The sequence below is a fragment of the Olleya sp. KJ81-1 genome (assembly GCF_055808135.1).
Window position 1 is genome coordinate 3,262,501 of sequence record NZ_CM147854.1, and the last position, 22,639, is coordinate 3,285,139.

15 protein-coding genes and 2 tRNA genes (1 of these 17 cut by a window edge) are annotated in these 22,639 nt (G+C 31.6%); 13 read left to right on the plus strand and 4 right to left on the minus strand.

Annotated features, from left to right (window positions below; translation table 11 throughout):
• A protein-coding gene (locus AC0L3M_RS15260; protein WP_473431299.1) for a helix-turn-helix domain-containing protein crosses the window boundary here: on the plus strand, window positions 1-2,021 show its 3' portion. The gene continues 412 nt to the left of window position 1, outside the view; the window shows 2,021 of its 2,433 coding nt (coding positions 413-2,433); its start codon lies beyond the left edge, outside the window; it ends in the stop codon at window positions 2,019-2,021.
• Between the two features lie 59 nt (window positions 2,022-2,080).
• On the opposite strand, the gene AC0L3M_RS15265 is transcribed toward AC0L3M_RS15260, so the two are convergent.
• On the minus strand, window positions 2,081-3,223 hold the full coding sequence (locus AC0L3M_RS15265) for an acyl-CoA dehydrogenase (protein ID WP_473431300.1): 1,143 nt from the start codon (window positions 3,221-3,223) through the stop codon (window positions 2,081-2,083).
• A 93-nt stretch (window positions 3,224-3,316) separates the two neighbouring features.
• Here AC0L3M_RS15265 and AC0L3M_RS15270 point away from each other — a divergent pair, with 93 nt between their 5' ends.
• The 9 genes from AC0L3M_RS15270 to AC0L3M_RS15310 all read left to right on the plus strand — a co-directional run bounded on the left by AC0L3M_RS15270 (window position 3,317) and on the right by AC0L3M_RS15310 (window position 13,313).
• Window positions 3,317-4,387 carry an anhydro-N-acetylmuramic acid kinase gene (locus tag AC0L3M_RS15270; RefSeq protein WP_473431301.1) on the plus strand — a complete coding sequence of 357 codons (1,071 nt, stop codon included), beginning with the start codon at window positions 3,317-3,319 and terminating at the stop codon, window positions 4,385-4,387.
• A gap of 211 nt (window positions 4,388-4,598) precedes the next feature.
• A complete protein-coding gene (locus AC0L3M_RS15275; RefSeq protein ID WP_292942280.1) occupies window positions 4,599-5,825 on the plus strand; it encodes a Glu/Leu/Phe/Val dehydrogenase dimerization domain-containing protein in 1,227 nt (408 codons plus the stop codon).
• A gap of 1 nt (window position 5,826) precedes the next feature.
• Entirely contained in the window at window positions 5,827-7,221 is a 1,395-nt protein-coding gene (gene nhaD / locus AC0L3M_RS15280) for a sodium:proton antiporter NhaD (RefSeq protein WP_473431302.1), read from the plus strand.
• Window positions 7,222-7,272: 51 nt separating this feature from the next.
• On the plus strand, window positions 7,273-7,974 hold the full coding sequence (locus AC0L3M_RS15285) for a MotA/TolQ/ExbB proton channel family protein (RefSeq protein WP_145001067.1): 702 nt from the start codon (window positions 7,273-7,275) through the stop codon (window positions 7,972-7,974).
• Between the two features lies 1 nt (window position 7,975).
• On the plus strand, window positions 7,976-8,368 hold the full coding sequence (locus AC0L3M_RS15290; protein WP_028283795.1) for an ExbD/TolR family protein: 393 nt from the start codon (window positions 7,976-7,978) through the stop codon (window positions 8,366-8,368).
• A gap of 2 nt (window positions 8,369-8,370) precedes the next feature.
• On the plus strand, window positions 8,371-9,255 hold the full coding sequence (locus AC0L3M_RS15295) for an energy transducer TonB (RefSeq protein WP_473431303.1): 885 nt from the start codon (window positions 8,371-8,373) through the stop codon (window positions 9,253-9,255).
• 5 nt (window positions 9,256-9,260) lie between these two features.
• On the plus strand, window positions 9,261-10,478 hold the full coding sequence (locus AC0L3M_RS15300; RefSeq protein WP_473431304.1) for a bifunctional folylpolyglutamate synthase/dihydrofolate synthase: 1,218 nt from the start codon (window positions 9,261-9,263) through the stop codon (window positions 10,476-10,478).
• Between the two features lie 45 nt (window positions 10,479-10,523).
• Complete coding sequence (locus tag AC0L3M_RS15305; RefSeq protein ID WP_292942300.1) at window positions 10,524-10,817, plus strand: hypothetical protein; 294 nt, start codon at window positions 10,524-10,526, stop codon at window positions 10,815-10,817.
• 6 nt (window positions 10,818-10,823) lie between these two features.
• Window positions 10,824-13,313, plus strand: coding sequence for an Hsp70 family protein (locus AC0L3M_RS15310; RefSeq protein WP_473431305.1), 2,490 nt, complete (start codon window positions 10,824-10,826; stop codon window positions 13,311-13,313).
• Here AC0L3M_RS15310 and AC0L3M_RS15315 read toward each other — a convergent pair.
• A complete protein-coding gene (locus tag AC0L3M_RS15315) occupies window positions 13,310-14,974 on the minus strand; it encodes a hypothetical protein (protein ID WP_473431306.1) in 1,665 nt (554 codons plus the stop codon). The two genes, AC0L3M_RS15310 and AC0L3M_RS15315, sit on opposite strands and share 4 nt — an antisense overlap.
• Window positions 14,975-15,142: 168 nt before the next feature.
• Here AC0L3M_RS15315 and AC0L3M_RS15320 point away from each other — a divergent pair.
• Window positions 15,143-15,217: transfer RNA gene (locus AC0L3M_RS15320), tRNA-Val, on the plus strand.
• Window positions 15,218-15,318: 101 nt separating this feature from the next.
• A tRNA-Val gene (locus AC0L3M_RS15325) sits at window positions 15,319-15,393 on the plus strand.
• Between the two features lie 37 nt (window positions 15,394-15,430).
• Here the strand turns inward: AC0L3M_RS15325 and AC0L3M_RS15330 are convergent.
• Together AC0L3M_RS15330 and gldJ are read right to left on the minus strand one after the other, a co-directional pair.
• On the minus strand, window positions 15,431-16,708 hold the full coding sequence (locus AC0L3M_RS15330; RefSeq protein WP_473431307.1) for a UDP-N-acetylmuramoyl-tripeptide--D-alanyl-D-alanine ligase: 1,278 nt from the start codon (window positions 16,706-16,708) through the stop codon (window positions 15,431-15,433).
• 66 nt (window positions 16,709-16,774) lie between these two features.
• On the minus strand, window positions 16,775-18,457 hold the full coding sequence (gene gldJ, locus AC0L3M_RS15335; RefSeq protein ID WP_341588402.1) for a gliding motility lipoprotein GldJ: 1,683 nt from the start codon (window positions 18,455-18,457) through the stop codon (window positions 16,775-16,777).
• A 266-nt stretch (window positions 18,458-18,723) separates the two neighbouring features.
• On the opposite strand from gldJ, the gene porU reads away from it, so the two are divergent.
• Window positions 18,724-22,617 carry a type IX secretion system sortase PorU gene (porU, locus tag AC0L3M_RS15340; protein WP_473431308.1) on the plus strand — a complete coding sequence of 1,298 codons (3,894 nt, stop codon included), beginning with the start codon at window positions 18,724-18,726 and terminating at the stop codon, window positions 22,615-22,617.
• Window positions 22,618-22,639 lie beyond the last annotated feature (22 nt).

The following is a 22,639-nucleotide window of genomic DNA, read 5'->3' on the forward strand; positions in this document are numbered from 1 at the left end:
TTCAAGTGTTGATGATTGGTGATTTACAACAACTATCTCCCGTTGTAAAAGATAATGAGTGGCACTTACTTAAACCATTTTATAATAACGCCTTCTTTTTTAGTAGTCATGCTTACCAACAATGTAATCCTATTTCAGTTGAATTAAAGCATATTTATAGACAAGATAACCCTTTATTCATTAATATATTAAACGAAATTAGAACAAACACATTGTCTCTTGAGTCAGCAAATGAATTAAATAAAAGATATCAGCCAGATTTTGAACCTAAGGAAGATGATGGGTATATTTCATTAACTACACATAATAACAAGGCAGAATACACTAATAAAGCTAAACTTGAGAAGCTAAAAGGTAGGCCTCAGACATATAAAGCAAAAGTAGAGGGTAAGTTTCCTGAGTTTTCATATCCTAATAAGGAATCGCTTGTACTTAAAGTCGGATCTCAAGTCATGTTTGTTAAAAATGATAGTTCTACGGACAAACGATATTTTAATGGAAAGATAGGTAAGGTTATACTACTCGATAAAGATGAAGTTGTTGTTAAGTGTCCAGATGATGATTTCAATATAATTACGAAACCAGAGATTTGGGAAAATATTAATTACTCGGTTGATAAGGATACTAAGGCCATTTCTGAAAACAAAATTGGATCCTTCACTCAAATCCCCTTACGTTTGGCTTGGTCAATTACCATCCATAAAAGTCAAGGTTTGACTTTTGAAAAGGCAATTATAGATTCGGAAGGTGCATTTGCACATGGACAGACTTATGTCGCTTTAAGTAGATGTAAATCTTTAGAAGGTTTAGTGTTGAAAAGTAAGATTAATTCTAGTCAAATTATAAGTGATACTAATGTTATCAATTTTAATCTTGAAGCAGAGAAAAATCAACCTGACGAGAGCATTTTGCAACAATCTAAAACGCATTTTCAGTTAAGTTTAATCTCTGAGATTTTCGATTTTTATCAATTTTTATATCCGACTAATAGACTTTTAGATATCTATTATAAAAATAGAGGAAGTTTTAAGGGTAACATAGAAGATCCATTAACTAGTATAAAAGATTGCGTCGCTGCTTTATTAAAAGTTGCGAATGGATTTAAAGCGCAGTTATTAGAAATTTCAAAAGAGTCTACTACTCCGGAGACTAGTGATGAAATTCAGTCTAGATTTAAAAAAGCTCTAGCGTATTATAAACAGCAATTGGATGTTAACATAATTCAAATTTATAAAACCTTTAATTTTACTACAGATAATAAAACACTAGACACGGATTTTAATAAACAATTAGATACTTTAGAAGAGTTAATAGGTGTTAAACAGTTATATTTTTCTAATTTGAATTCTGGATTTTCAATTAAACTATTTTTAGAATTAAGAGCTAAAGCTGTATTTCTGACAAAAGAAAAACCTAAAACTCCAAGAAAGACTGTTATAGATGGAACTACTAATGTAGAATTATTTGAATTATTAAGAGAGTTAAGAAATACTATTGCCGAAAGAGAAGATTTGGTTCATTTTCAAATATTCACACAAAAGTCATTATATGAAATGTGCGAAACATTGCCAACTAGTCAAACGGAATTATTAAATGTCAATGGATTTGGTAAAACACGGGTTGCCAAATATGGTAACGAAATTATACAAATAATAAGAGAGTATTGCGAGGAGAATGACATTGAGGTTTCCAATAGTAAAGAGATTTTTGAAAAGGTTAAACCAAAACGCAAAAAGGGAGATACAAAAGAAACGTCTTTACAGATTTTTAAAGCAGGTAAATCAATAGATCAAATAGCTTTTGAGCGTGATTTAAATGTGAATACTATCTTTGGGCACCTTGCAAGTTTTATACCTTCAGGTGAAGTTAAAATTACAGACTTGATCTCTGAAAAGCATTATAAGGAATTGAAAGCATTAATCCCTAAACATACTTTTGAAAATCTTTCAGATTTAAAATCTCAAATAGCTGACAAGTATAGTTATGGAGAGATTAGATTAGTTTTAGATGATATATCTTAGAAATAAAAAAGGCTTTAAAATTAATTTTAAAGCCTTTTTTTATATTTATGTATTCAGGATTATCCTTTGATAACACCTCTTGAAATTACTATTTTCTGAATTTCTGAAGTTCCTTCATATATCTGTGTGATTTTAGCATCTCGCATCATACGTTCTACATGGTATTCTTTAACAAAACCATTACCACCATGTATTTGCACAGCTTCAACAGTTTGTTCCATTGCTACTTTACTAGCATATAATTTAGCCATTGCACTTGACATATCGTAACTATTACCTTGGTCTTTATCCCAAGCAGCTTTCATTACTAACATACGTGCAGCTTCAATTTCTGTATACATATCAGCTAATTTAAATGCGATCGCTTGGTGATTACAGATTTCTGTACCAAATGCCTTACGTTCTTTACTATATTTTAAGGCTAACTCATAAGCACCTGCAGCAATACCTAAAGCTTGTGCAGCAATACCAATACGTCCACCAGATAAAGTTTTCATTGCGAATTTAAAACCAAATCCATCTTCACCAATTCTATTTTCTTTTGGTACTTTTACGTCATTAAATTGTAATGTGTGTGTATCACTACCTCTAATTCCTAATTTATCTTCTTTAGGACCAATATCAAATCCTGGTGTTCCTTTTTCTACTATAAAAGCATTAATACCTTTATGAGCTTTATCTCTGTCAGTTTGCGCTATAACTAAATATACATCACTTCGACCACCATTGGTAATCCAGTTTTTTGTACCATTAATAACATAATGGTCACCTTTATCTATAGCTGTTGTTTTTTGTGATGTTGCGTCACTACCAGCTTCAGGTTCACTTAAACAAAAAGCACCAATAGATTCTCCAGTTGCTAGTTTAGTTAAGTACTTTTGTTTTTGCTCTTCGGTACCATAAGTTTCAAGTCCGTAACAAACTAAAGAGTTGTTTACAGAAACCATAACAGAAGCAGAAGCATCAATTTTAGATAATTCTTCCATAATTAATACGTAAGAAATAGCATCCATTCCACTTCCTCCATATTTTGGGTCTACCATAATACCCATAAAACCAAGTGCTCCCATTTTTCTAACTAATTCATCAGGAAACGTTTGTGCATTATCACGTTCGATAACACCAGGTAATAATTCTGTTTGTGCAAAATCGCGAGCTGCATCGCGAATCATTATATGTTCTTCAGTAAGGCTAAAATCCATAATTTATGTAAGATTGTTGATTTAATAAAATTTGGATACAAAGATAAGTTTTTATTAGCATATTTTCAATCGTTATAGTTATTTTTACATTATATGATAAAAGACAATTATACAGTGATTGGCGTGATGTCAGGGACGTCTTTGGATGGTATTGATCTTGCTTTAATTTCATTTAAAAAAGCTACTAATTGGAATTTTAAAATTGAAATTGCTCAGACTGTAGTTTATCCTAAAACTTGGCTAAATAGGCTTAAAAATTTAATAAATTTAGCTACTTCTGATCTAAGCGAGTTAGATAAAGAGTATACTACCTTTTTGGCTTCTGTTATCAACAATTTCATAAAAACTAATAACATTAGTAATATTGATGCAGTTTGCTCTCATGGTCATACAGCACTACACAGACCAGAATTAGGCTATACTTTACAGATAGGTAACTTACCTCAATTATCAAATTTAATTCAACAGACTGTAGTGTGTGATTTTAGAATTCAAGATGTTGAATTAGGTGGTCAAGGTGCACCATTAGTTCCAATTGGTGATCAATTTTTGTTTCCGCAATATCATTGGTGTTTAAATTTAGGAGGTTTTGCTAATATCTCTTCACAAGAAAATACAAATAGAATTGCTTTTGATATTTGTCCTGTAAATATTGTCCTAAATAAATATGTAGGCGTATTAGGTTTTGATTTTGATGATAAAGGTAAACTTGCTAGACAAGGTAAATTTCATCACAAATTATTTCATCAGCTAAATCAATTAGCTTTTTATCATGAAACAGCTCCTAAATCATTAGGGTTGGAGTGGGTAAAGACTAATATTTTTCCACTAGTTGATAGTTTTAATTTACCAATCAATGATGTTTTACATACGTATGTTAAACATATAGCATTTCAGATAGCTAAAGTTATAAATCAAAAACAAAACACGTTGGTTTTAGCAACAGGAGGAGGCGTGTTTAACGATTTTTTACTTGAAGAAATAACTAAATTAACATCAAATCAAATAATAATACCTTCAAAAAACATTATAGAATTTAAAGAAGCCTTAATTTTTGGCTTCTTAGGTATATTAAAATTACGAGGAGAAAACAACTGTCTAAAATCAGTGACAGGGGCTTTAAAAGATCATTCGTCAGGGAAAATATTCAATATAAAAAAATAAATAATAGTGATAAATTATTGCAAGAAGCCAAGTCAATAATTATTAACAATAATTTATTATAATAAAAATGACCAGACTATTAAAAGCCATTTTTTGTTTTTTTATATTTGTTAAATTAATTAATCTAACACTTCGTAAGATGAATCAACTTTAGCTACTTTAAATGTTAATCCAGAGAGAAAAATATTAAAGTTGAAACCAAAAATTAAACATGAAAGACTTATTAAAAATTTACGAAAATAAAGAACCAGAAATAGTATTTAATTGGAAAGATTCTGAAACAGAAGCAGAAGGCTGGACAGTTATAAATTCTTTAAGAGGTGGTGCTGCAGGTGGTGGTACCAGAATGAGAAAAGGATTGGATATGAATGAAGTTTTATCCCTTGCCAAAACTATGGAGGTAAAGTTTACTGTATCTGGACCAGCTATTGGTGGTGCAAAATCAGGAATTAATTTTGATCCAAAAGACCCAAGAAAACGTGGTGTTTTAGAGCGTTGGTACAAAGCAGTGTCTCCATTGTTAAAAAGTTATTACGGTACAGGAGGAGATTTAAATGTAGATGAAATCCATGAAGTAATTCCAATAACGGAAGATTCTGGAGTATGGCATCCTCAAGAAGGTGTTTTTAATGGACACTTTAAGCCAACTGAAGCAGATAAAATTAACCGTATTGGACAGTTACGTCAAGGTGTAATTAAAGTTTTAGAAAACACAAACTATTCTCCAGACGTAGCAAAAAAGTATACTGTAGCAGACATGATTACAGGATATGGTGTAGCAGAAGCTGTTAGACATTATTATGATGTTTATGGTGGAAGCGTAAAAGGTAAGCGTGCAGTAGTTCAAGGTTTTGGAAATGTAGGATCAGCAGCAGCTTTTTATTTAGCACAAATGGGAGCTAAAATTGTTGGAATTATTGATATTTCTGGTGGAGTTATAAATGAAGAAGGTTTTTCTTTTGAAGAAATAAAAGACTTTTTCTTAACTAAAAACGGAAATACATTAGCAACGGACAACATGATACCTTTTGCTGAAATGAATGAGCGCATTTGGTCTTTAGAAACTGAGATTTTTGCACCTTGTGCTGCATCAAGATTAATTACCCAAGATCAAATTGATCAAATGATTAATACAGGTTTAGAGGTTGTATCTTGTGGTGCAAATGTACCTTTTGCAGATAAAGAAATTTTCTTTGGATCTATCATGGAACAAACAGATGAGCGTGTAAGCTTAATACCAGATTTTATTTCAAACTGTGGTATGGCACGTGTATTTGCTTACTTTATGGAGCGTAAAGTGCAAATGACTGATGAAGCTATTTTTAATGATACATCTGATATTATTAAAAAAGCAATCCAGAACGTACATGCAAAAAACGCTTCTAAAAAAGAAATTAGTAAAACTGCTTTTGAAATAGCATTAAAACAATTAGTATAATATGGAATCAGTAATAATTTTAGTATTTGTTATAGGCTATTTAGCTATAACATTAGAGCATAATATAAAGATTGATAAGTTAATTCCTGCTTTAGTCATGATGGCTATAAGTTGGGCGTTAATTTCATTAGGATTAGACTCTTTTACAGAGTGGTTTGATTCTGCCAATCATGGTCTGGTAGAAGGGTATGCTTCATTAGGACATGAAACCAAGATGCACTTAATGGAAGAAACATTGCTTCACCATTTAGGTAAAACAGCAGAGATTTTAGTATTTCTTTTAGGCGCTATGACAATCGTAGAGATTATTGATTATTTTGATGGATTTTCTACTATTAAAAGCTTTATCAAAACAAAGAAGAAAACCAAAATATTATGGATTTTTGCCTTCTTAGCATTTATACTTTCTGCTATAATAGATAACTTAACTGCAACCATTGTATTGATTTCTATCTTACAAAAAATTGTTAATGACAGAAATGTACGTATTTGGTTTGCAGGTTTAATTATTATTGCTGCTAATGCAGGTGGTGCATGGTCACCAATTGGAGATGTTACAACGACTATGTTATGGATTGGTAAAAAAGTTACCACAGGACATTTAGTTGGGTACTTACTATTACCATCTTTAATATGTATGTTAGTACCTACTTTTATAGCTTCTTTTTTACCAGCTTTTAAAGGTGATTTAGCGGTTGAGGAAGCAGTAGAAGAAAAACCAAAAAGCAGATTTAGTGGTACAATGTTATACCTTGGTTTAGGTGCAATTGTATTTGTTCCAATATTTAAAACAGTAACACATTTACCTCCTTATGTTGGTATGATGTTAGCGTTAGGTGTGGTAGCAATTTTTGCGGAAATTTATAGTTCTGCTAAATTTAGTTTATCTAACCATGATTCAGAAGAAAGTGATGCACACGCACACCATAGTCCTGTACACCATTCATTATCAAAAATTGAGTTACCAAGTATCTTATTTTTCTTAGGTATTTTAATGGCTGTGGCAGCTTTAGAATCTTTAGGTATTTTATTTGGATTTGCATCTACTTTACAAGATAGTATGCCAATGATGGGAACAGAGTTACATCATGAAGGTGTTTCGGATTTAGTAATTATTTTATTAGGTATTGGATCTGCAGTTATTGATAACGTACCATTAGTAGCAGCTAGTTTAGGTATGTTTTCTCAACCTATTGATAACGAGCTTTGGCACTTTATTGCTTATTCTGCAGGTACAGGAGGAAGTATGTTAATCATTGGATCTGCAGCAGGAGTTGTTGCAATGGGAATGGAGAAAATTGACTTTTTCTGGTATTTCAAAAAAATCTCTTGGTTGGCTTTAGCAGGATTTTTAGCAGGAACATTAGTGTTTTTCTGGACCAGAACTTTATTTTAATATATACTCAAAACAAAAATCTAACGTTATACACGTATCTAATTTTATAATATGCTAAGCAAATTAATTCAAGACACTGCTCAAGCGGTAGATCCATTAGTAGAAGGAGAACCAGTTGAGAAAACTTTATCAATAATAGAACTGATTACAACAGGAGGTACTGCTGGTATAATTATCATTGCATTACTATTTGTATTATTGATTATGGCTGTATATATTTATTTTGAACGCTTGTTTGCGATTAAAGATGCTTCCAAAGTAGATTCAAATTTTATGAATCAAATTAAAGACTATGTTAGTAATGGTAAGATAGAATCTGCTCAAAACTTATGTAGTACTGTAGACTCTCCAGTGTCTAGATTAATTAGTAAAGGGATTTCTAGAATAGGAAAACCTTTAGAGGATATTAATACAGCAATAGAAAACGCAGGACGTTTAGAGATTTATAGTTTAGAAAAAAACGTTAGTGTGCTAGCTACCATATCTGGAGCAGCACCAATGATTGGGTTTCTTGGAACAGTAATTGGAATGATTTTATCAATCTTTGAAATTGCTAATTCAGGAGGATCAATAGATATTAAAACGTTAGCAGACGGACTTTACACAGCAATGACCACCACTGTTGGTGGTCTAATTGTTGGTATTGTAGCTTACGTTGCATATAACCACTTAGTTGTAAAAACAGATAAAGTGGTGTATCAAATGGAAGCTAACTCGCTTGAATTTTTAGATTTATTAAACGAACCTAGCTAATATGCGATTAAGAGGAAGAAATAAAGTTACACCAGAATTTAATATGTCGTCTATGACAGACATAGTTTTTCTGCTGCTTATCTTTTTTATGATTGCATCAACGTTAGTATCTGCAGAAGCTATAGACTTGTTATTACCAAAATCTACTAGCAAGACTACACAAACTAAAAATGTATCTGTAAGTGTTGACAAAAACGTCAATTATTATGTAGACATGAAACAGGTTTCTAAAGACCAATTAGAGGCAGAAGTATTAGCCAAAGTTGGTAACGTAGAGTCTCCGACAATTACAATTAGATCTGATGAAAGTGTAGAGATGCAACACGTTGTTTATATTATGGATATAGCAAACCGAAACAAGATTAAATCCACATTGGCAGTTAAAGCACAATAATAATGAAGTACCTTCAAACCAAACACGAACGCAATTCGGCAAAAATCACAGCATTAATTACGCTGATATTGGTATTGCTACTTTTTGTGGTTGGTCAAAATTATATGGATCCACCAGAAGAGTTTGGAGTAGCTATTAATTTTGGAGGATCGTCAGGTGGTGGTGGAGGTGCACCTGCCCAAGCTGCAGCACCAACAGAAACTAAACCAGAAGAAACAAAGCCTGAAGTAGAACAAAAACAAGAGGCAGCAGCTGCAACTTCAAAAGAAGATGTTTTAACACAAGACGATGAAGAAGCGGTTTTAATTAAAAAACAAAAGGAGCAAGCTAAAAAAGAAAATGATGCTATAGCAAAAGCTAAAGCAGATAAGTTGGCTCAAGAAAAAGCTGCTAAGGCAGCAAAAGCAGCAGCAGATGCAGCTGAAAAAAAGAGACAAGATGATATTAAAAAAGCAAATGATGCTTTAATTAACGGGATAAGTAATTCTGAAAACCCTTCAGATTCCAATAATGATGGTCCAGGTAATGGTCCTGGAAATGGACCAGGTACAGGTAACGCTTATGGACCTAGTAATTTTGGTGGTTCTGGTCAAGGAAACGGAAATGGAGATGGTGTTGGTTATGGTCTGAATGGAAGAGGTCGTCCTACCAATCAAATTTTTAGACAAGATTGTAACGAGGCTGGATTAGTTGTTGTTAGAATTGAAGTGGATCGTTCTGGTAAAGTTGTAAATGCAGTGCCAGGAGTAAAAGGAACAAAAAATACCGCTGAGTGTTTATTGATTCCTGCTAAAAAAATTGCAGAATCCCACAAATGGAAAGCAGATCCTAAAGCTCCAGAGCGTCAAATTGGATATGTTAGTATCAATTTTAAATTAGGTCAATAATAATCATGACTTATTTAGAGACCGTAAATTGGATGTTCTCTCAACTTCCAATGTATCAAAAACAAGGTCAGACTGCTTTTAAAAAAGACTTAACTAATACCATAAATTTAGCTAAGCATCTTAAAAATCCACAGCATAAATTTAAATCTATACATGTAGCAGGAACCAATGGTAAAGGCTCTAGTAGTCATATGTTGGCGTCTATTTTACAAGAAGCAGGATATAAAGTAGGTTTATATACTTCTCCGCATTTAAAAGATTTTAGAGAGCGTATTAAAATTAATGGTAAAGTGGTTAGTAAACCCTTTGTAATTGGTTTTATAAAACGAAACAAAACGTTTTTAGATGCTAATAAATTGTCTTTTTTTGAAATGACAGTTGGTATGGCATTTGACTATTTTGCCAAACAAAAAGTAGATATAGCTGTTATAGAGGTTGGATTAGGTGGTCGTTTAGACTCTACAAATATTATTACACCAGAAGTGTCTTTAATTACTAATATTGGTTTAGACCATGTTCAGTTTTTGGGTAACACCTTAAGTTTAATAGCTTCAGAAAAAGCGGGAATAATTAAACCTAATATTCCTGTTGTTATTAGTGAAACGCAACCTGAGACGCAGTCTGTTTTTACCGCTTTCGCTGAAAAGAATAATAGTCCAATACATTTTGCAGATCAAGTAGCAAGTGAAGATTTTACAACTGACCTTAAGGGAAGTTACCAATCAAAAAATATTAAAGGCGTTATACAATCCATGAAGCAATTACAACAAAAAGGATTTGTAATTTCTAATCAAAACATTAAAATAGGGCTACTCAATACTGTTAAAAACACAGATTTAAAAGGTCGTTGGCAGACGTTAGGAACTAATCCTAAAGTAATCTGTGATACTGCGCATAATAAAGAAGGCTTGACGTTAGCCATACAACAATTATTAAAAGAAACACATCAACATTTACATATTGTATTTGGTGTTGTTAATGATAAAGATGTTATGTCTATATTGCCTTTATTACCTAAAAAGGCAACGTACTACTTTTGCAAACCAGATGTGCCAAGAGGTTTGGATCAAAATATTTTGTCCACACTTTTTCTAGATAATGGTTTTAGTGGTAACTCCTATGCTTCGGTTAGTGAGGCTTATAATTTTGCACTCAAAGCAGCTTCGGTTGATGATGTTATCTACATTGGAGGAAGTACTTTTGTGGTTGCCGAAGTGGTTTAATTTCATATAAATTGTATCTTACACTTTCATCTAATTCCTCTTTAAATGTTAGAAATTATCAATCAAGTATTTTCTATTCAACTTAAAAGCAATAAAGAAAATTTATCGTTGTTTAATAGAAATGTAGACAGAATTAATCATGAGTTTGAAAACTTAGGTTACAATATTATAAATCCTATTGGTCAAACCTATCGTAACGAAATGACTGATGTCGAAGCCAATATTACTGGTGAAATTAATACACAAATGAAGATTGTTAAAGTACTTAAACCTATAGTCTATAAAAAGACAAATGACCAAAATACTTTAGTACAAAAAGGAATTGTAATTGTAGAATAAGCACCAATGAAAACTATTAATTTTGCTATAGATTTAGGTACCACAAACAGTTTAATTGCTAACTATAATAATGGTGCAGTAAAGATATATAATAACCCTTTAGGTTTAAAACAGACGTTACCTTCTTGTGTTGCTTTTAGAGGAAACCGTACCATTATTGGAGATAAAGCTTTGGATTATTTAGAAAAGGATGCCGAAAACGTGTGTATGCTTTTTAAGCGTAAAATGGGAACTCAGGAAACTTACTTTATACCTTCCATTAATAAAGAAATTAGTCCAATCGAGTTGTCTTCGTTATTATTAAAAGAACTTAGAAACTTTGTTTTGGATGATATACAACTGCAATCTGCAGTAATCACAATTCCTGCTTCTTTTGATACAATACAATCTAACGCAACCAAAAAAGCTGGATATTTGGCTGGATTTAAAGAAGTTGTTTTACTACAAGAACCTATTGCTGCGTGCTTAGCGTTTGCAAATCAATCCAATTTAGACATTCAAACGTCTAAAAATTGGATAGTTTATGATTTTGGAGGAGGTACGTTTGATGTGGCTTTAGTTGAAGTCAATGACAGAGAATTAAAGGTGATTGATAATGAAGGTGATAATTTTTTAGGTGGAGCAGATTTTGATAATCTTATTGTCGAAAAAATTATAATTCCTAAAATAGAAGCTAAAACAAATATTACAAATCTGTTTAAAGCAATTAAATCCAAATCAAGTCAATACAAAGGGCTATATTTTGAATTACTTAAAAAAGCAGAAGAAGCTAAAAAAGAACTATCGGTTTATCCTGAAACAGAAATTGAATTAGATATAGATATAAATAATGATAATTTATTTGAACAAATAATTATTACAAGAGCAGAATTTGAAGCTGTTATCTTGCCAAAAGTTGAGCAAACCATAGCGTTTATTAAAAAAGTGATTTCTCAAAATCAACTTTTAAATTCTCAAATAGATCGCCTAATTTTAATTGGTGGTAGTACTTATGTGCCATTAATAAAACAGCGTATTAAGGAAGAAACAGGGATACTTGTAGACTCAAGTATTGACCCAACATCCGCAGTGGTTGAGGGTGCAGCTTATTTTGCTGGATCAAAACCAACGACTATAAAAGAGGAAGACGCAGTTGTACAAGAAGTTGAAGTTGATACAGTGGAGACTCAACTTTTTTATGAGCAAAATACTAGAGATTTAGAAGAGTTAATTACTTGTAAAGTGGCTAGTGATAATTTTAATTATAGAATTACAAGGGTTGATGGTGGTTATGATTCTGGAATCAAGACTATTGTAAATAATGGGTTTTCTGAGTTTGTCCCATTACTAAAAGGACAATTAAACCGGTTTAAAATCCAAGTGTTAGATCAGGATTTAAATGTTGTAAAAACTATTAGTACTGTGGCTATTAATCAAGGTAGTTACAATGTTTTAGGTCAACCATTACCTATTGATATTTGTATGGAAATAGACGATATTGATGCGTCAACTACACGTTTGGAACAAATATTTAGAAAAGGAAGCATTTTACCTTTAAAGAAAAAAATATATAAAACAGCCTCTAAAACCATACTTAAAAATACTGATGCTAATTTAATAATCAATATTGTCGAAGGTCAATCCAATGGATTACCTAGTTCTGGATTAAGCATTGGTTATATTGAGTTTTCGGGTAAAGATTTGGAAGATGATTTAATTAAAGGTACAGATATAGAGATTGAATTAGAAGTAACCGAGTCCAGAGACTTAAAAATAAATGTTTATTTACAAGCTTGCGATCAAGAATTTAAAAATGTATTTAGCCAGTCAGAACGTGCGATAAGTATTAGTAAGATTAACATGGAAATAAATGCAGTATTGTCTGAGGTAGAACATTTGATAAGAGAGCAAGTCGAAGGTGAAAATTTTGAATATTCTAATACTTTAGAACAAATACGAGTTGGTTTAATTGAAATACAGATTGAAACCACGTTACTTGATGATAATGATGTATCTGATCAAAAATATCAATTGGATGATAAAAAACGAAAGTTAATTCAAGCGTTTGATACTTTAACAAGAAATAAAGTTATAGCTCTAGAAATAGAAGAGTATAAGTTGTCTAAAGAAGGTGTAGAGTGGGAAATTAATAAAGACGAAAACGAGAAATACAGACCCAAATATCTTAAAGTTATAGCTAATGAAAAGGAGGTTGTTAACTCTGGAGACAAATATTTGCTTAGAGCCAAAATTAAAGAACTTGATGTTTTATATAATTCTATAATTCAGTCTAGCGATGAAAACTTTATTGGTTATTATTTAGGATTAAAGTATAGCTCAGAATTTGAAAACAAGAAAAAAGCAGAGCAGTTAATAAAGGAAGGTGATCAAGTACTAGAGCGTAAGGATTATACTTCATTAAAACACATAGTTTATGCACTGTATGCTTTATTTCCAGATAGAGAAAAGGATAAACAAAAACTATTTAAAGACGATAGCAAAACAGGGTTGCGTTAGTTGTGTTTTTTCTTGTACCAATTAGTGTAAATTTTATCAATATTAATACCATTTAAATTAATATTCTTGCTATCTATTACATCCAATTTACTGGTGTCTTTTATTTTAATATCAGAATTAATTACACTTTTTTCGTAAATACTTAACTTATAAGGAAGCACGTTAATTTCAAGATTTAATTTTGGACCAATAGTTTTGACGACATAAAGTTTAGATAATTCAGCATCATTTTTAAAATGAGAAAAGTTATCGACTACAAATCCATTTCCAGTATAAAATAGTAATGAATCTTCAGGTTTTAAATTGATGTAAATTTTTTCGTCTTTTGGTATGTAAATCGATTGATCAATTCCTTTTTGAAGTTTAAATACTATTAAATCTTTACTACTGCTGTTTTTAACCAAACTGTATTCGGTATTATTTGCTACACCATAAGCATAAGCTTCAATCTTATTAAAGGTTTTAGGATATGGATTCGTAAATTCATTTAGTTTAGTAGGTGCACTATTGTCTATTTCTGGTTCTTTTCTATTAGTTTTTAATTTCAAAGAATAAATAAACCTAGTATGATCTTTTGCTTTATGCTTACTATTATCATCCGGTAATGTTATCTTCTCATTACTAATTATAGGTTCATTGTTTATTGTTGTTTCAACTACATCCTCAGTTGCTAAGGTTTCTTTTAGTGGTAAGTCTATCTTATTTTGATAGTCTTGACGCTGTTTAATTTTTCTAACAGCTTCAAATAATTCTTGATTATCAATATTAATGCGCGAATCATTTCGATTAGAGCTATTAATTCCTAATGAGGCAAGTCTAATAATAATTAGTATAAAGACTACAATACTCCAAATTCCGACTGTTGTTCCAGATTTGGATTTACCAGTAGTCTTATAAGCATATGGTTTTGCAATTTCTGCATTAGAAATTAATATATCCTTTAGCATATAACTTGATACCTCTAATGCTCCAAAAGCAACCATCGTTTTAGCAGCAAAATTAAAGTCAGAATCATTTACATTTTTTCGTTTAGAATTGTACGTGTCTATGATCACTGAATTTAAGTCATTAACCTCCTCTGTAAACGAATTTGGATAGTGACTCAAGCAATTTATAAAGTTTCTATTTGTAATATAACCTACAGGTGCATGAGATAGTTCTAATCGGTTATTTTGAATATAAACTGTAGCAAAATTTAGTTTAGCACTAATAAAGTTGATAATAATTTGTTCAATCTCTTCAGTAAATAATTTATAGTTTTTTATAACATTAAATAGTAATATGTATTTGCCTTTATTTAGTGTTTCGGTTAAAAACGGTTTAAGATGCGCTCTAAAATATGGTGCTAAAAAATGTTTTAATTCATAAAGATCTTCTATGTTATCTTCGTAAAGGTTAATCGAGCTTTGTGGAATGTTACTATAGTTTCCGCTAATTATTTGTTTTAACCAATCATGTTGTTCAATAAAAACATGATGTTTTCTTATCGTTTCATCTTTAAGCTGATCAATTAATAGGGCTAATTCTCCAAGGTTACTTGTATTATTTAGTACAGCATTAGCTTTTAATTGCTTTTGTAGTCTAATTATTTTAGTGTCATCTAAGGTAATAATAGCGTTAATATCTATGCCTAATTGATCAATTATAGAGATGTATTTCAAATTTGGAGTGTATTTGTTCCCAAAAATATTAAAATTTTTATAAAAAGTTATTTTGTTAGGGACTATATATTAATGAGTTAATTTTTAAATTAAAAAAATGTTGTTTTTTTTTGAATAAAAGGTTTTGAGATGTCAAAAACTAATGTATATTTGCACACCTAATAAATAGGGCGACTAGCTCAGTTGGTTCAGAGCACTTGGTTTACACCCAAGGGGTCAGGGGTTCGAATCCCTTGTCGCCCACAAAAAATCCAGAACTTAGTTTTGGATTTTTTTATGTTATTATTTGATATGGAATTTTGTTTTTAATCAAAATCTAACATATATTTGCAAACCTGTTATTAGGGCGACTAGCTCAGTTGGTTCAGAGCACTTGGTTTACACCCAAGGGGTCAGGGGTTCGAATCCCTTGTCGCCCACAAAAAAATCCGAAACATTTGTTTCGGATTTTTTTATTTATAATAATTCTAATACGCGTTCCAAAGCCATTCCTCTAGATCCTTTAATTAATAACGCACTGTCTTTAATTGTTTTATAATTGTTTTTAAAATCTTCAAAGGATTTATAGTGTTCTAAATTGGTATGCTCTGATTTAGTTTTGTAAAAATTTTCACCAATTAAAATTACTTTATTAATATCTAAATCAGCTAATAGGTTTACTATATTTTGATGTTCTGCAGCAGCAGAAATCCCTAATTCAAACATGTCTCCTAATATTGCTATTTTGTTTTTAGCTTTATGGATGCTAAAGTTATTTAATGCCACGTCCATACTAGATGGATTAGCATTATAGGCATCTAGAATAATGGTGTTGCTATCTTTGTCAATTATTTGAGACCTATTATTTGTTGGCACATAGTTTTTAAATGCATTTTGTATTTGATGTATTGTCAACTTAAAATGTCTACCAATTGTACAAGCTGCACATAAATTAGTGTAATTGTATGTGCCTATTAAATTAGAGTTGATAACCTTGTCTTCTGTTTTAAACGAAACAAATGGATTGGTGTCTAATAAGGTGTAATTGTAATTGTTTGTTGTATTATCGTTGAAACCTATCTTATTATTATAAGTACTCAGTATATCTTTTTGAATAGGATCCTCAGCATTAAAAAATACTTGTTTGTTATTGCTTATCAAATACTCATACATTTCACTTTTACCTTCAATAACGCCTTCAATTCCTCCAAAGCCTTCTAAGTGTGCTTTACCAAAGTTGGTAATGTATCCATAATCAGGTTTAGCTATGTTACATAAAAAGGCAATTTCTTTTTTATGATTTGCTCCCATTTCAACAATACCAATTTCAGTATTTTTATCCATTGATAGTAATGTTAAAGGTACACCAATGTGATTATTTAGGTTACCTATGGTTGCTGTAGTATTATATTTTTGAGATATTACTGCATTAATAAGCTCTTTGGTTGTTGTTTTTCCGTTACTTCCAGTTAAGGCAATTATTTTTAAACCCAAGTAATCCCTATGGTATGTGGCTAACTCTTGTAGTGTTTTAAGACTGTTGTTTACTAAAATAGTATTGTCTGTAGTCTTATACTTAGGGTCGTCTATAATCGCATATTTAGCGCCTTTATTTAAAGCTTCGGTTGCAAAGGTATTGCCATTAAAATTTTCTCCGCTTAAAGCGAAAAACATACAGTTATCTTTTACTTTTCTAGTGTCTGTACTTATGGATGTACAGGATAAAAAAAGTTGGTGTAATGCGTCTATTTTCATGAAATAAAAGTATAAAAAAAGTCCTAACATTTGTTAGGACTTTTTAATATATTAAAAATAATATTTTTAGTTTTTAGACTTACGTGTTCCTTTAGATTTAGAACCAACTCTAGACATTGCACATCTAAACCCAATATAGTCTGTTGCCATATTTTGTGGGTAATAACGTCTTTGTGCAGGATCTAACCAGTACTCTCTATCTTTCCATGATCCTCCTTTGTAAACTCTTACCTCATCGTTTATTAAAGAGGTACGTTTGTTAGATTTGTCATACTCTCTGATCATATTTCCTGAAGAATCCATTTCTATGTTATGCTTAGGTGCATTGTACATTTTACGTGTAGAAGCATCTTCGTTAGCTTCTCCTTCATCATCTCCAAATCTATCAGCGTAGTATCTTGAAGATTGTGAGTCACCATCTCTAAAGTTACGGTTGTCACTTCTATCAAAGTTTGTTCTTAAGTAAGTTTCTTCTTCGTCTATTGGTTGTGTAGCAATTTCTCCTGGTAAATCTCTAGGTACTACTTTTCCGTTTGGAAGTGTATCAAAAACAATTTCGTCTGTAGTTACAATTTTAACTGTACCATCATCGTTGATTGCATTTTTAGTATATACGTTACCTCTATAGTAGTTAAAGTCGTTAAACTCATCATCTACTATTGGTCTGTAAACATCGGCAACCCATTCTGCAACGTTTCCTGCCATATCATATAAACCGTAATCATTAGGAGCGTAAGATTTAACTTGAGCAGTAATATCTGCACCATCGTCAGACCATCCTGCAATTCCACCATAATCCCCTTTACCTTGTTTAAAGTTAGCTAATTGGTCTCCTTTTATTTTACGACTTCCAGAACGTGTGTACTGTCCATCCCATGGATATTTTTTACGACCTCTGTAGACGTTGTAGCTTCTTATTTCTGATAATCCTAAAGCAGCATATTCCCATTCAGTTTCAGTAGGTAGTCTGTATTTAGGAGATATAATACCTGTTTCTCTTGATGCAAAAACATTAATTTCGTCACCTGCAGCATTAGTTTGAGGTTTAAGTTTTCCTCCTTTTATAATGTCTTCATTACCACCAAATGTTTGTGTTGGAGCATTGATGTAAGTATCTGTACTAAAATTAGCATCTGCAGTAGCTTCTAATTGGCTTCCTTGCTTTAAGTAACCATCTTGTTGTAAGTAAAGCTCATTTACACGATCAGTTCTCCAGTTAGCAAACTCAACAGCTTGAATCCAACTTACTCCAACTACAGGATATTCTCCGTAACCTGGATGACGTAAGTAGTTTTCTGTCATAACTTCGTTGTAACCTAAACGGTTTCTCCAAACTAACGTGTCAGGTAAAACACCATTGTAGATAGCTCTGAAATTTTCTTCTTCAGGTGGATATGTTCTTTTAATCCAATCTAAATATTCTAAATACATTTTATTAGTTACTTCAGTTTCGTCCATATAAAAAGACTGAACGTGTTGTTGATTAGGAGTATTATTCCAATCATGCATAACGTCGTCTTGGACTCTACCCATTGTAAAAGTTCCACCTTCTACAAAAACTAATCCTGGAGCAGTCTCTTGTTCTTTAAATTTGGTATTGTATTGAAAACCACCATCTTTAGAGTTAATCTGCCATCCAGTAGCTCTTGAGGTATTACTACCGCTACCAGATCTTTTACAACCAACCAAGGTCAAAGAAATCGCTAAAACGAATAACAACCTTGATACAATTACTTTTTTCATATTCATGCGTTTATGTAAGCTAATAATGTTTTTTTGGAGTCGCAATATAATAATTAAACCCAACAAAACAACATAAAATGTTATTTTTGAGTAAAATTTAAATGCATTTCATCCTATTTTTTTACGTTACATCGATATTAAATTTGCTTTTAATCGATGTTTTGGAACTGTATAACGCAGGTTATTAAAAATTATTATCGTAATTTTGACTTGTTTTTATGAAATTATTAAGATTTAAGTAATATCATTTAAAATAAGACGTTATTAATGCAATGAAAAAGATTTTATTAGTACTACTAGTACTCTACCTAACGCCAATATTTTCACAAGAAAAAAAGTTTAACTTAGCATGGGATAATACCCAAACTTATGCTACAGATAGTTATTCTTTAAATATACCTACGTTTTCACCTTCTAAAAACTTCTCTTTTGATTTGTCAGAAGGTTTGCAGTTTGTTGAGCAATGGATTGTAAATGGTTTTGTTGCCGAAAACTCTATTGAAGTAACCAACGTTAATTATCTTCCTATTGCTTTAGAAGATTTAAAGGATGTTAACCTATCCACAATACCAACGACATTACAATTTTCTTTAAAAAATGGAGCTGCTAGAACCACTAATTATGCTGTTTTTACTTTAAGTCCTATTATAAAAGAAGGTAATAATTATAAGAAGGTAACTAGCTTTACTATTAAGTATAATAACGCAGCAACTAATAATAGTAGCAGACTAAACAATTCTCAAGTTATCACAAACTCTGTTTTGAATAGTGGTGAATGGTATAAGTTTGAAATACCTAAAACTGGAGTTTTTAAGCTTTCAAAGTCGTTTTTAAATCAAATGGGAATTAACGTTTCTAGTTTTGATCCAAGAAATTTAAAAATTTATGGTAATGGAGGTATGATGATGCCTTTTGCAAATAGTGCTAATTTTCCTTTTGATCCCACTGAAAATGCTATTAAAGTAGTAGGTGAGGAAGATGGTGTTTTTAATGATAACGATTATGTGTTGTTTTATGCTGTCGGACCTTCTGCAAATGTGTCGGATAGTAATATTAATACCAATATTAATCCGTATACCAATAAAGCGGTTTACTATCTTAATATTAGTTCTGGACAAGGTAAAAGGATCCAAAATTTTAGTCAGGCAACAGGTACTCCGGATTTGGTGGTAAATACCTTTCAAGATTATAAGTTTCATGAAGTAGATGAAACGAATATAATTTTTGTTGGAAGACGATGGTTTGGCGAGCGTTTTGGAGTAGAAAACTCGCAATCCTTTAATTTTGATTTTCCTAATTTAGTAACCTCTGTTCCTGTAAGTTTAAAAGTGGTTACAGTATCTACTTCGTCTAGTGCTAGTGGTTTTGCTTTGAGTGTAAATAGTAATGCTGTTGGTAATATATCCATGAATGCGACTAGTCCAATAGATGGTGTTTATGTAACAGGAGGTTCTTATCAAGGGACAACATCTGTGGCTAGCAATAGTGTAAACGTTACTTTGGATTTTAATAATCAAGGAAACCCTAGTGCTACCTCTTATTTAGATTATGTTGCGGTAGAAGCCACAAGAGCTTTAACTTTTAGCGGAAAACAATTTATATTTAAAAATAATCAAACAGCGTCAACTGCAGGTGTAGCTAATTATGTGGTTTCTAACGCAGCTCAAGTGCAAGAGGTTTGGGATGTGACTAATTTATATGATGTTTCTTCAATAAGTAATTCTGCAGCAGCAGGTACAATTAGTTTTAACGCACCAATGGGTAGTTTAAAAAAGTTTGTGACTGTTAGTTCTCAGGATTATTTTGAACCAAATTTGGCAAGTAACAGTAGAGTAAATAATCAAAATTTAAAAGGAACCATATTTTTAAATAATCAAGGTAGCTTTCAGGATGTTGACTATTTAATGCTGACCACCAGTTCTCATTTGTCTCAAGCACAACGATTGGCGCAAATTAACAGAGATAAAAATAATCTTAATGTAAAGGTTGTAACATTAGATCAAATTTATAACGAGTTTTCTAATGGTAATCCAGATATAGCAGGTATCAGGAATTTTGTAAAATATGTTTATGATAATGCTAGTACACCAAATAATCGCGTAAAGTATTTATGCATTTTTGGAGATTCTTCATTTGACTATAAGGGTAGAATATCCGATAATACATATAATTTTCCAACTTGGAATGCTTACAGTAGTTTTAACTTGTCAAATTCATTTATATCGGATGACTTTTATGCTTATTTAGATGCAAATGAAGGTAATATTGATGCTTACAATAATTCGCATAAATTAGATGTAGCAGTTGGTAGAATAGTAGCAGATACACCGCAACGCGCTAAAGAAATGGTAGATAAAATTGAAGTCTATTATTCAAAAGGAGCCTTAGGTAGTTGGCGTAATAATTTTGTAGTAATATCTGATGATGTCGATGAGGCTTGGGAAGCAACATTACAAGAAACAACAGACGAGATTGCAGATGAAGTTGCACAATTTAAACCTTTTATAAATGTAACTAAAATACACACGGACTCCTACCAACAAGAAGCATCTGCTGGAGGAGATAGATATCCAGAAGTAACAGAGGCTATTACTAATGCTATCGAAAAAGGAGCCATTATGGTTAACTATTTTGGGCATGGAGGAGAAGACGGTTTGGCTTTTGAACGTATTTTTCAAAAAGACGATGCTGAAGCTTTAAATAACGATTGTAAGCTAAATCTATTTGTAACAGTGACTTGTGAGTTTACAAGATTTGATAACCCTTTAAGGGTAACTGCAGGAGAGTTAATTTATTGGAATAAATCCGCTGGAGCAATTGCGTTAGTAACTACTACAAGACAAATTTTTGTAACGGTAGGAAAAGACTTTAATAAGATTTTAAAAGAGTATTTATTCTCATACAGTACATTAGATACATATAGTGATTACGAATATCCATCTGTTGCAGAAGCACTAAGATTAGCTAAAAATGATCCCAATTTTTCTAACTCTCAAAAAAACTTAGCATTTTGTATTGGTGATCCAGCGCTAAAATTAGCATTTCCAGATCCAAACATTAGACTTACTAAAATTAACGATGTGCCAATTACTCAGGATACAGATGTATTACAAGCATTAAGTTATGCTAAATTAGCAGGAGAAGTAACAGATGTAAATGGTAATGTGTTAACTAATTATAATGGTATCTTAACAACGACCATTTTTGATAAAGAAATTGAAAGAGAAACGTTAGCAAATGATAATACTTACAATAGCACATCGCTAATTAAGCTAAATTATAAAACATTGGGATCTATTGTTTTTAGAGGTCAAGCCACTATTACTAATGGACAATTTGAATTTGATTTTATAGTTCCTAAAGATATTGGTATTCCTGTCGGAACTGGAAAAGTTAGTTTTTATGCAACCCAAGATAATACATTAAACGATAAGTCAGGTGCTAGTATCGAAACCGTTAAAATCGGTGGTATTAATCCTGATGCAGCAGAGGATAATATTGGACCAGTTATTACGTTGTTTATGAATGATGAGGCTTTTGTTTCTGGCGGAATTACCAACGAGTCGCCAACACTTATAGCTAAATTTCAGGATGAAAACGGAATAAATACCGCAAGCGGAATTGGTCATGATATTGTAGCTTTATTGGATGGTGACGAGGTTAATCCATACGTTTTAAATGACTATTACTTAACAGATGTTGACGATTATACAAGAGGGTCTTTAGGGTTTCCTTTCAGGAATTTAGAACCAGGTTTACATACATTATCCCTTAAAGCTTGGGACGTGTATAATAATTCAGCTACAGCTGAAATCCAATTTGTAGTGTACAATGAAAACGAAAGTTTAGTTATTAATAACGTATTAAACTATCCAAATCCATTTGTTAATTACACCGAGTTTTGGTTTAGTCATAACAGCTCAGAGGTTTTAGATATCTCTGTGCAAATATTTACTATCTCTGGTAAATTAGTAAAAACGCTAAATGGTCAAACATCATTAGTAGGTGGTAAAACAGTAAAATCTACTTCTAGAGACATTATTTGGGATGGTCGTGACGATTTTGGAGACAAAATAGGTAAAGGAACCTATGTTTATAAACTAAAAGTCCATTCTAAAAGCACCAATAAATCAGTAGAAAAAATAGAGAAACTTGTAATCCTCTAATAAAAAATTATATTTGTTAACT

Bases quoted from the DNA above. Each gene is read 5' to 3' on its own strand.
- gldJ (WP_341588402.1), bottom strand. From the start codon at position 18,457: ATGAATATGAAAAAAGTAATTGTATCAAGGTTGTTATTCGTTTTAGCG.
- AC0L3M_RS15300 (WP_473431304.1), top strand. From the start codon at position 9,261: ATGACTTATTTAGAGACCGTAAATTGGATGTTCTCTCAACTTCCAATG.
- AC0L3M_RS15310 (WP_473431305.1), top strand. From the start codon at position 10,824: ATGAAAACTATTAATTTTGCTATAGATTTAGGTACCACAAACAGTTTA.
- porU (WP_473431308.1), top strand. From the start codon at position 18,724: ATGAAAAAGATTTTATTAGTACTACTAGTACTCTACCTAACGCCAATA.
- AC0L3M_RS15295 (WP_473431303.1), top strand. From the start codon at position 8,371: ATGAAGTACCTTCAAACCAAACACGAACGCAATTCGGCAAAAATCACA.
- AC0L3M_RS15285 (WP_145001067.1), top strand. From the start codon at position 7,273: ATGCTAAGCAAATTAATTCAAGACACTGCTCAAGCGGTAGATCCATTA.
- AC0L3M_RS15305 (WP_292942300.1), top strand. From the start codon at position 10,524: ATGTTAGAAATTATCAATCAAGTATTTTCTATTCAACTTAAAAGCAAT.
- AC0L3M_RS15270 (WP_473431301.1), top strand. From the start codon at position 3,317: ATGATAAAAGACAATTATACAGTGATTGGCGTGATGTCAGGGACGTCT.
- AC0L3M_RS15275 (WP_292942280.1), top strand. From the start codon at position 4,599: ATGAAAGACTTATTAAAAATTTACGAAAATAAAGAACCAGAAATAGTA.
- nhaD (WP_473431302.1), top strand. From the start codon at position 5,827: ATGGAATCAGTAATAATTTTAGTATTTGTTATAGGCTATTTAGCTATA.
- AC0L3M_RS15330 (WP_473431307.1), bottom strand. From the start codon at position 16,708: ATGAAAATAGACGCATTACACCAACTTTTTTTATCCTGTACATCCATA.
- AC0L3M_RS15290 (WP_028283795.1), top strand. From the start codon at position 7,976: ATGCGATTAAGAGGAAGAAATAAAGTTACACCAGAATTTAATATGTCG.
- AC0L3M_RS15265 (WP_473431300.1), bottom strand. From the start codon at position 3,223: ATGGATTTTAGCCTTACTGAAGAACATATAATGATTCGCGATGCAGCT.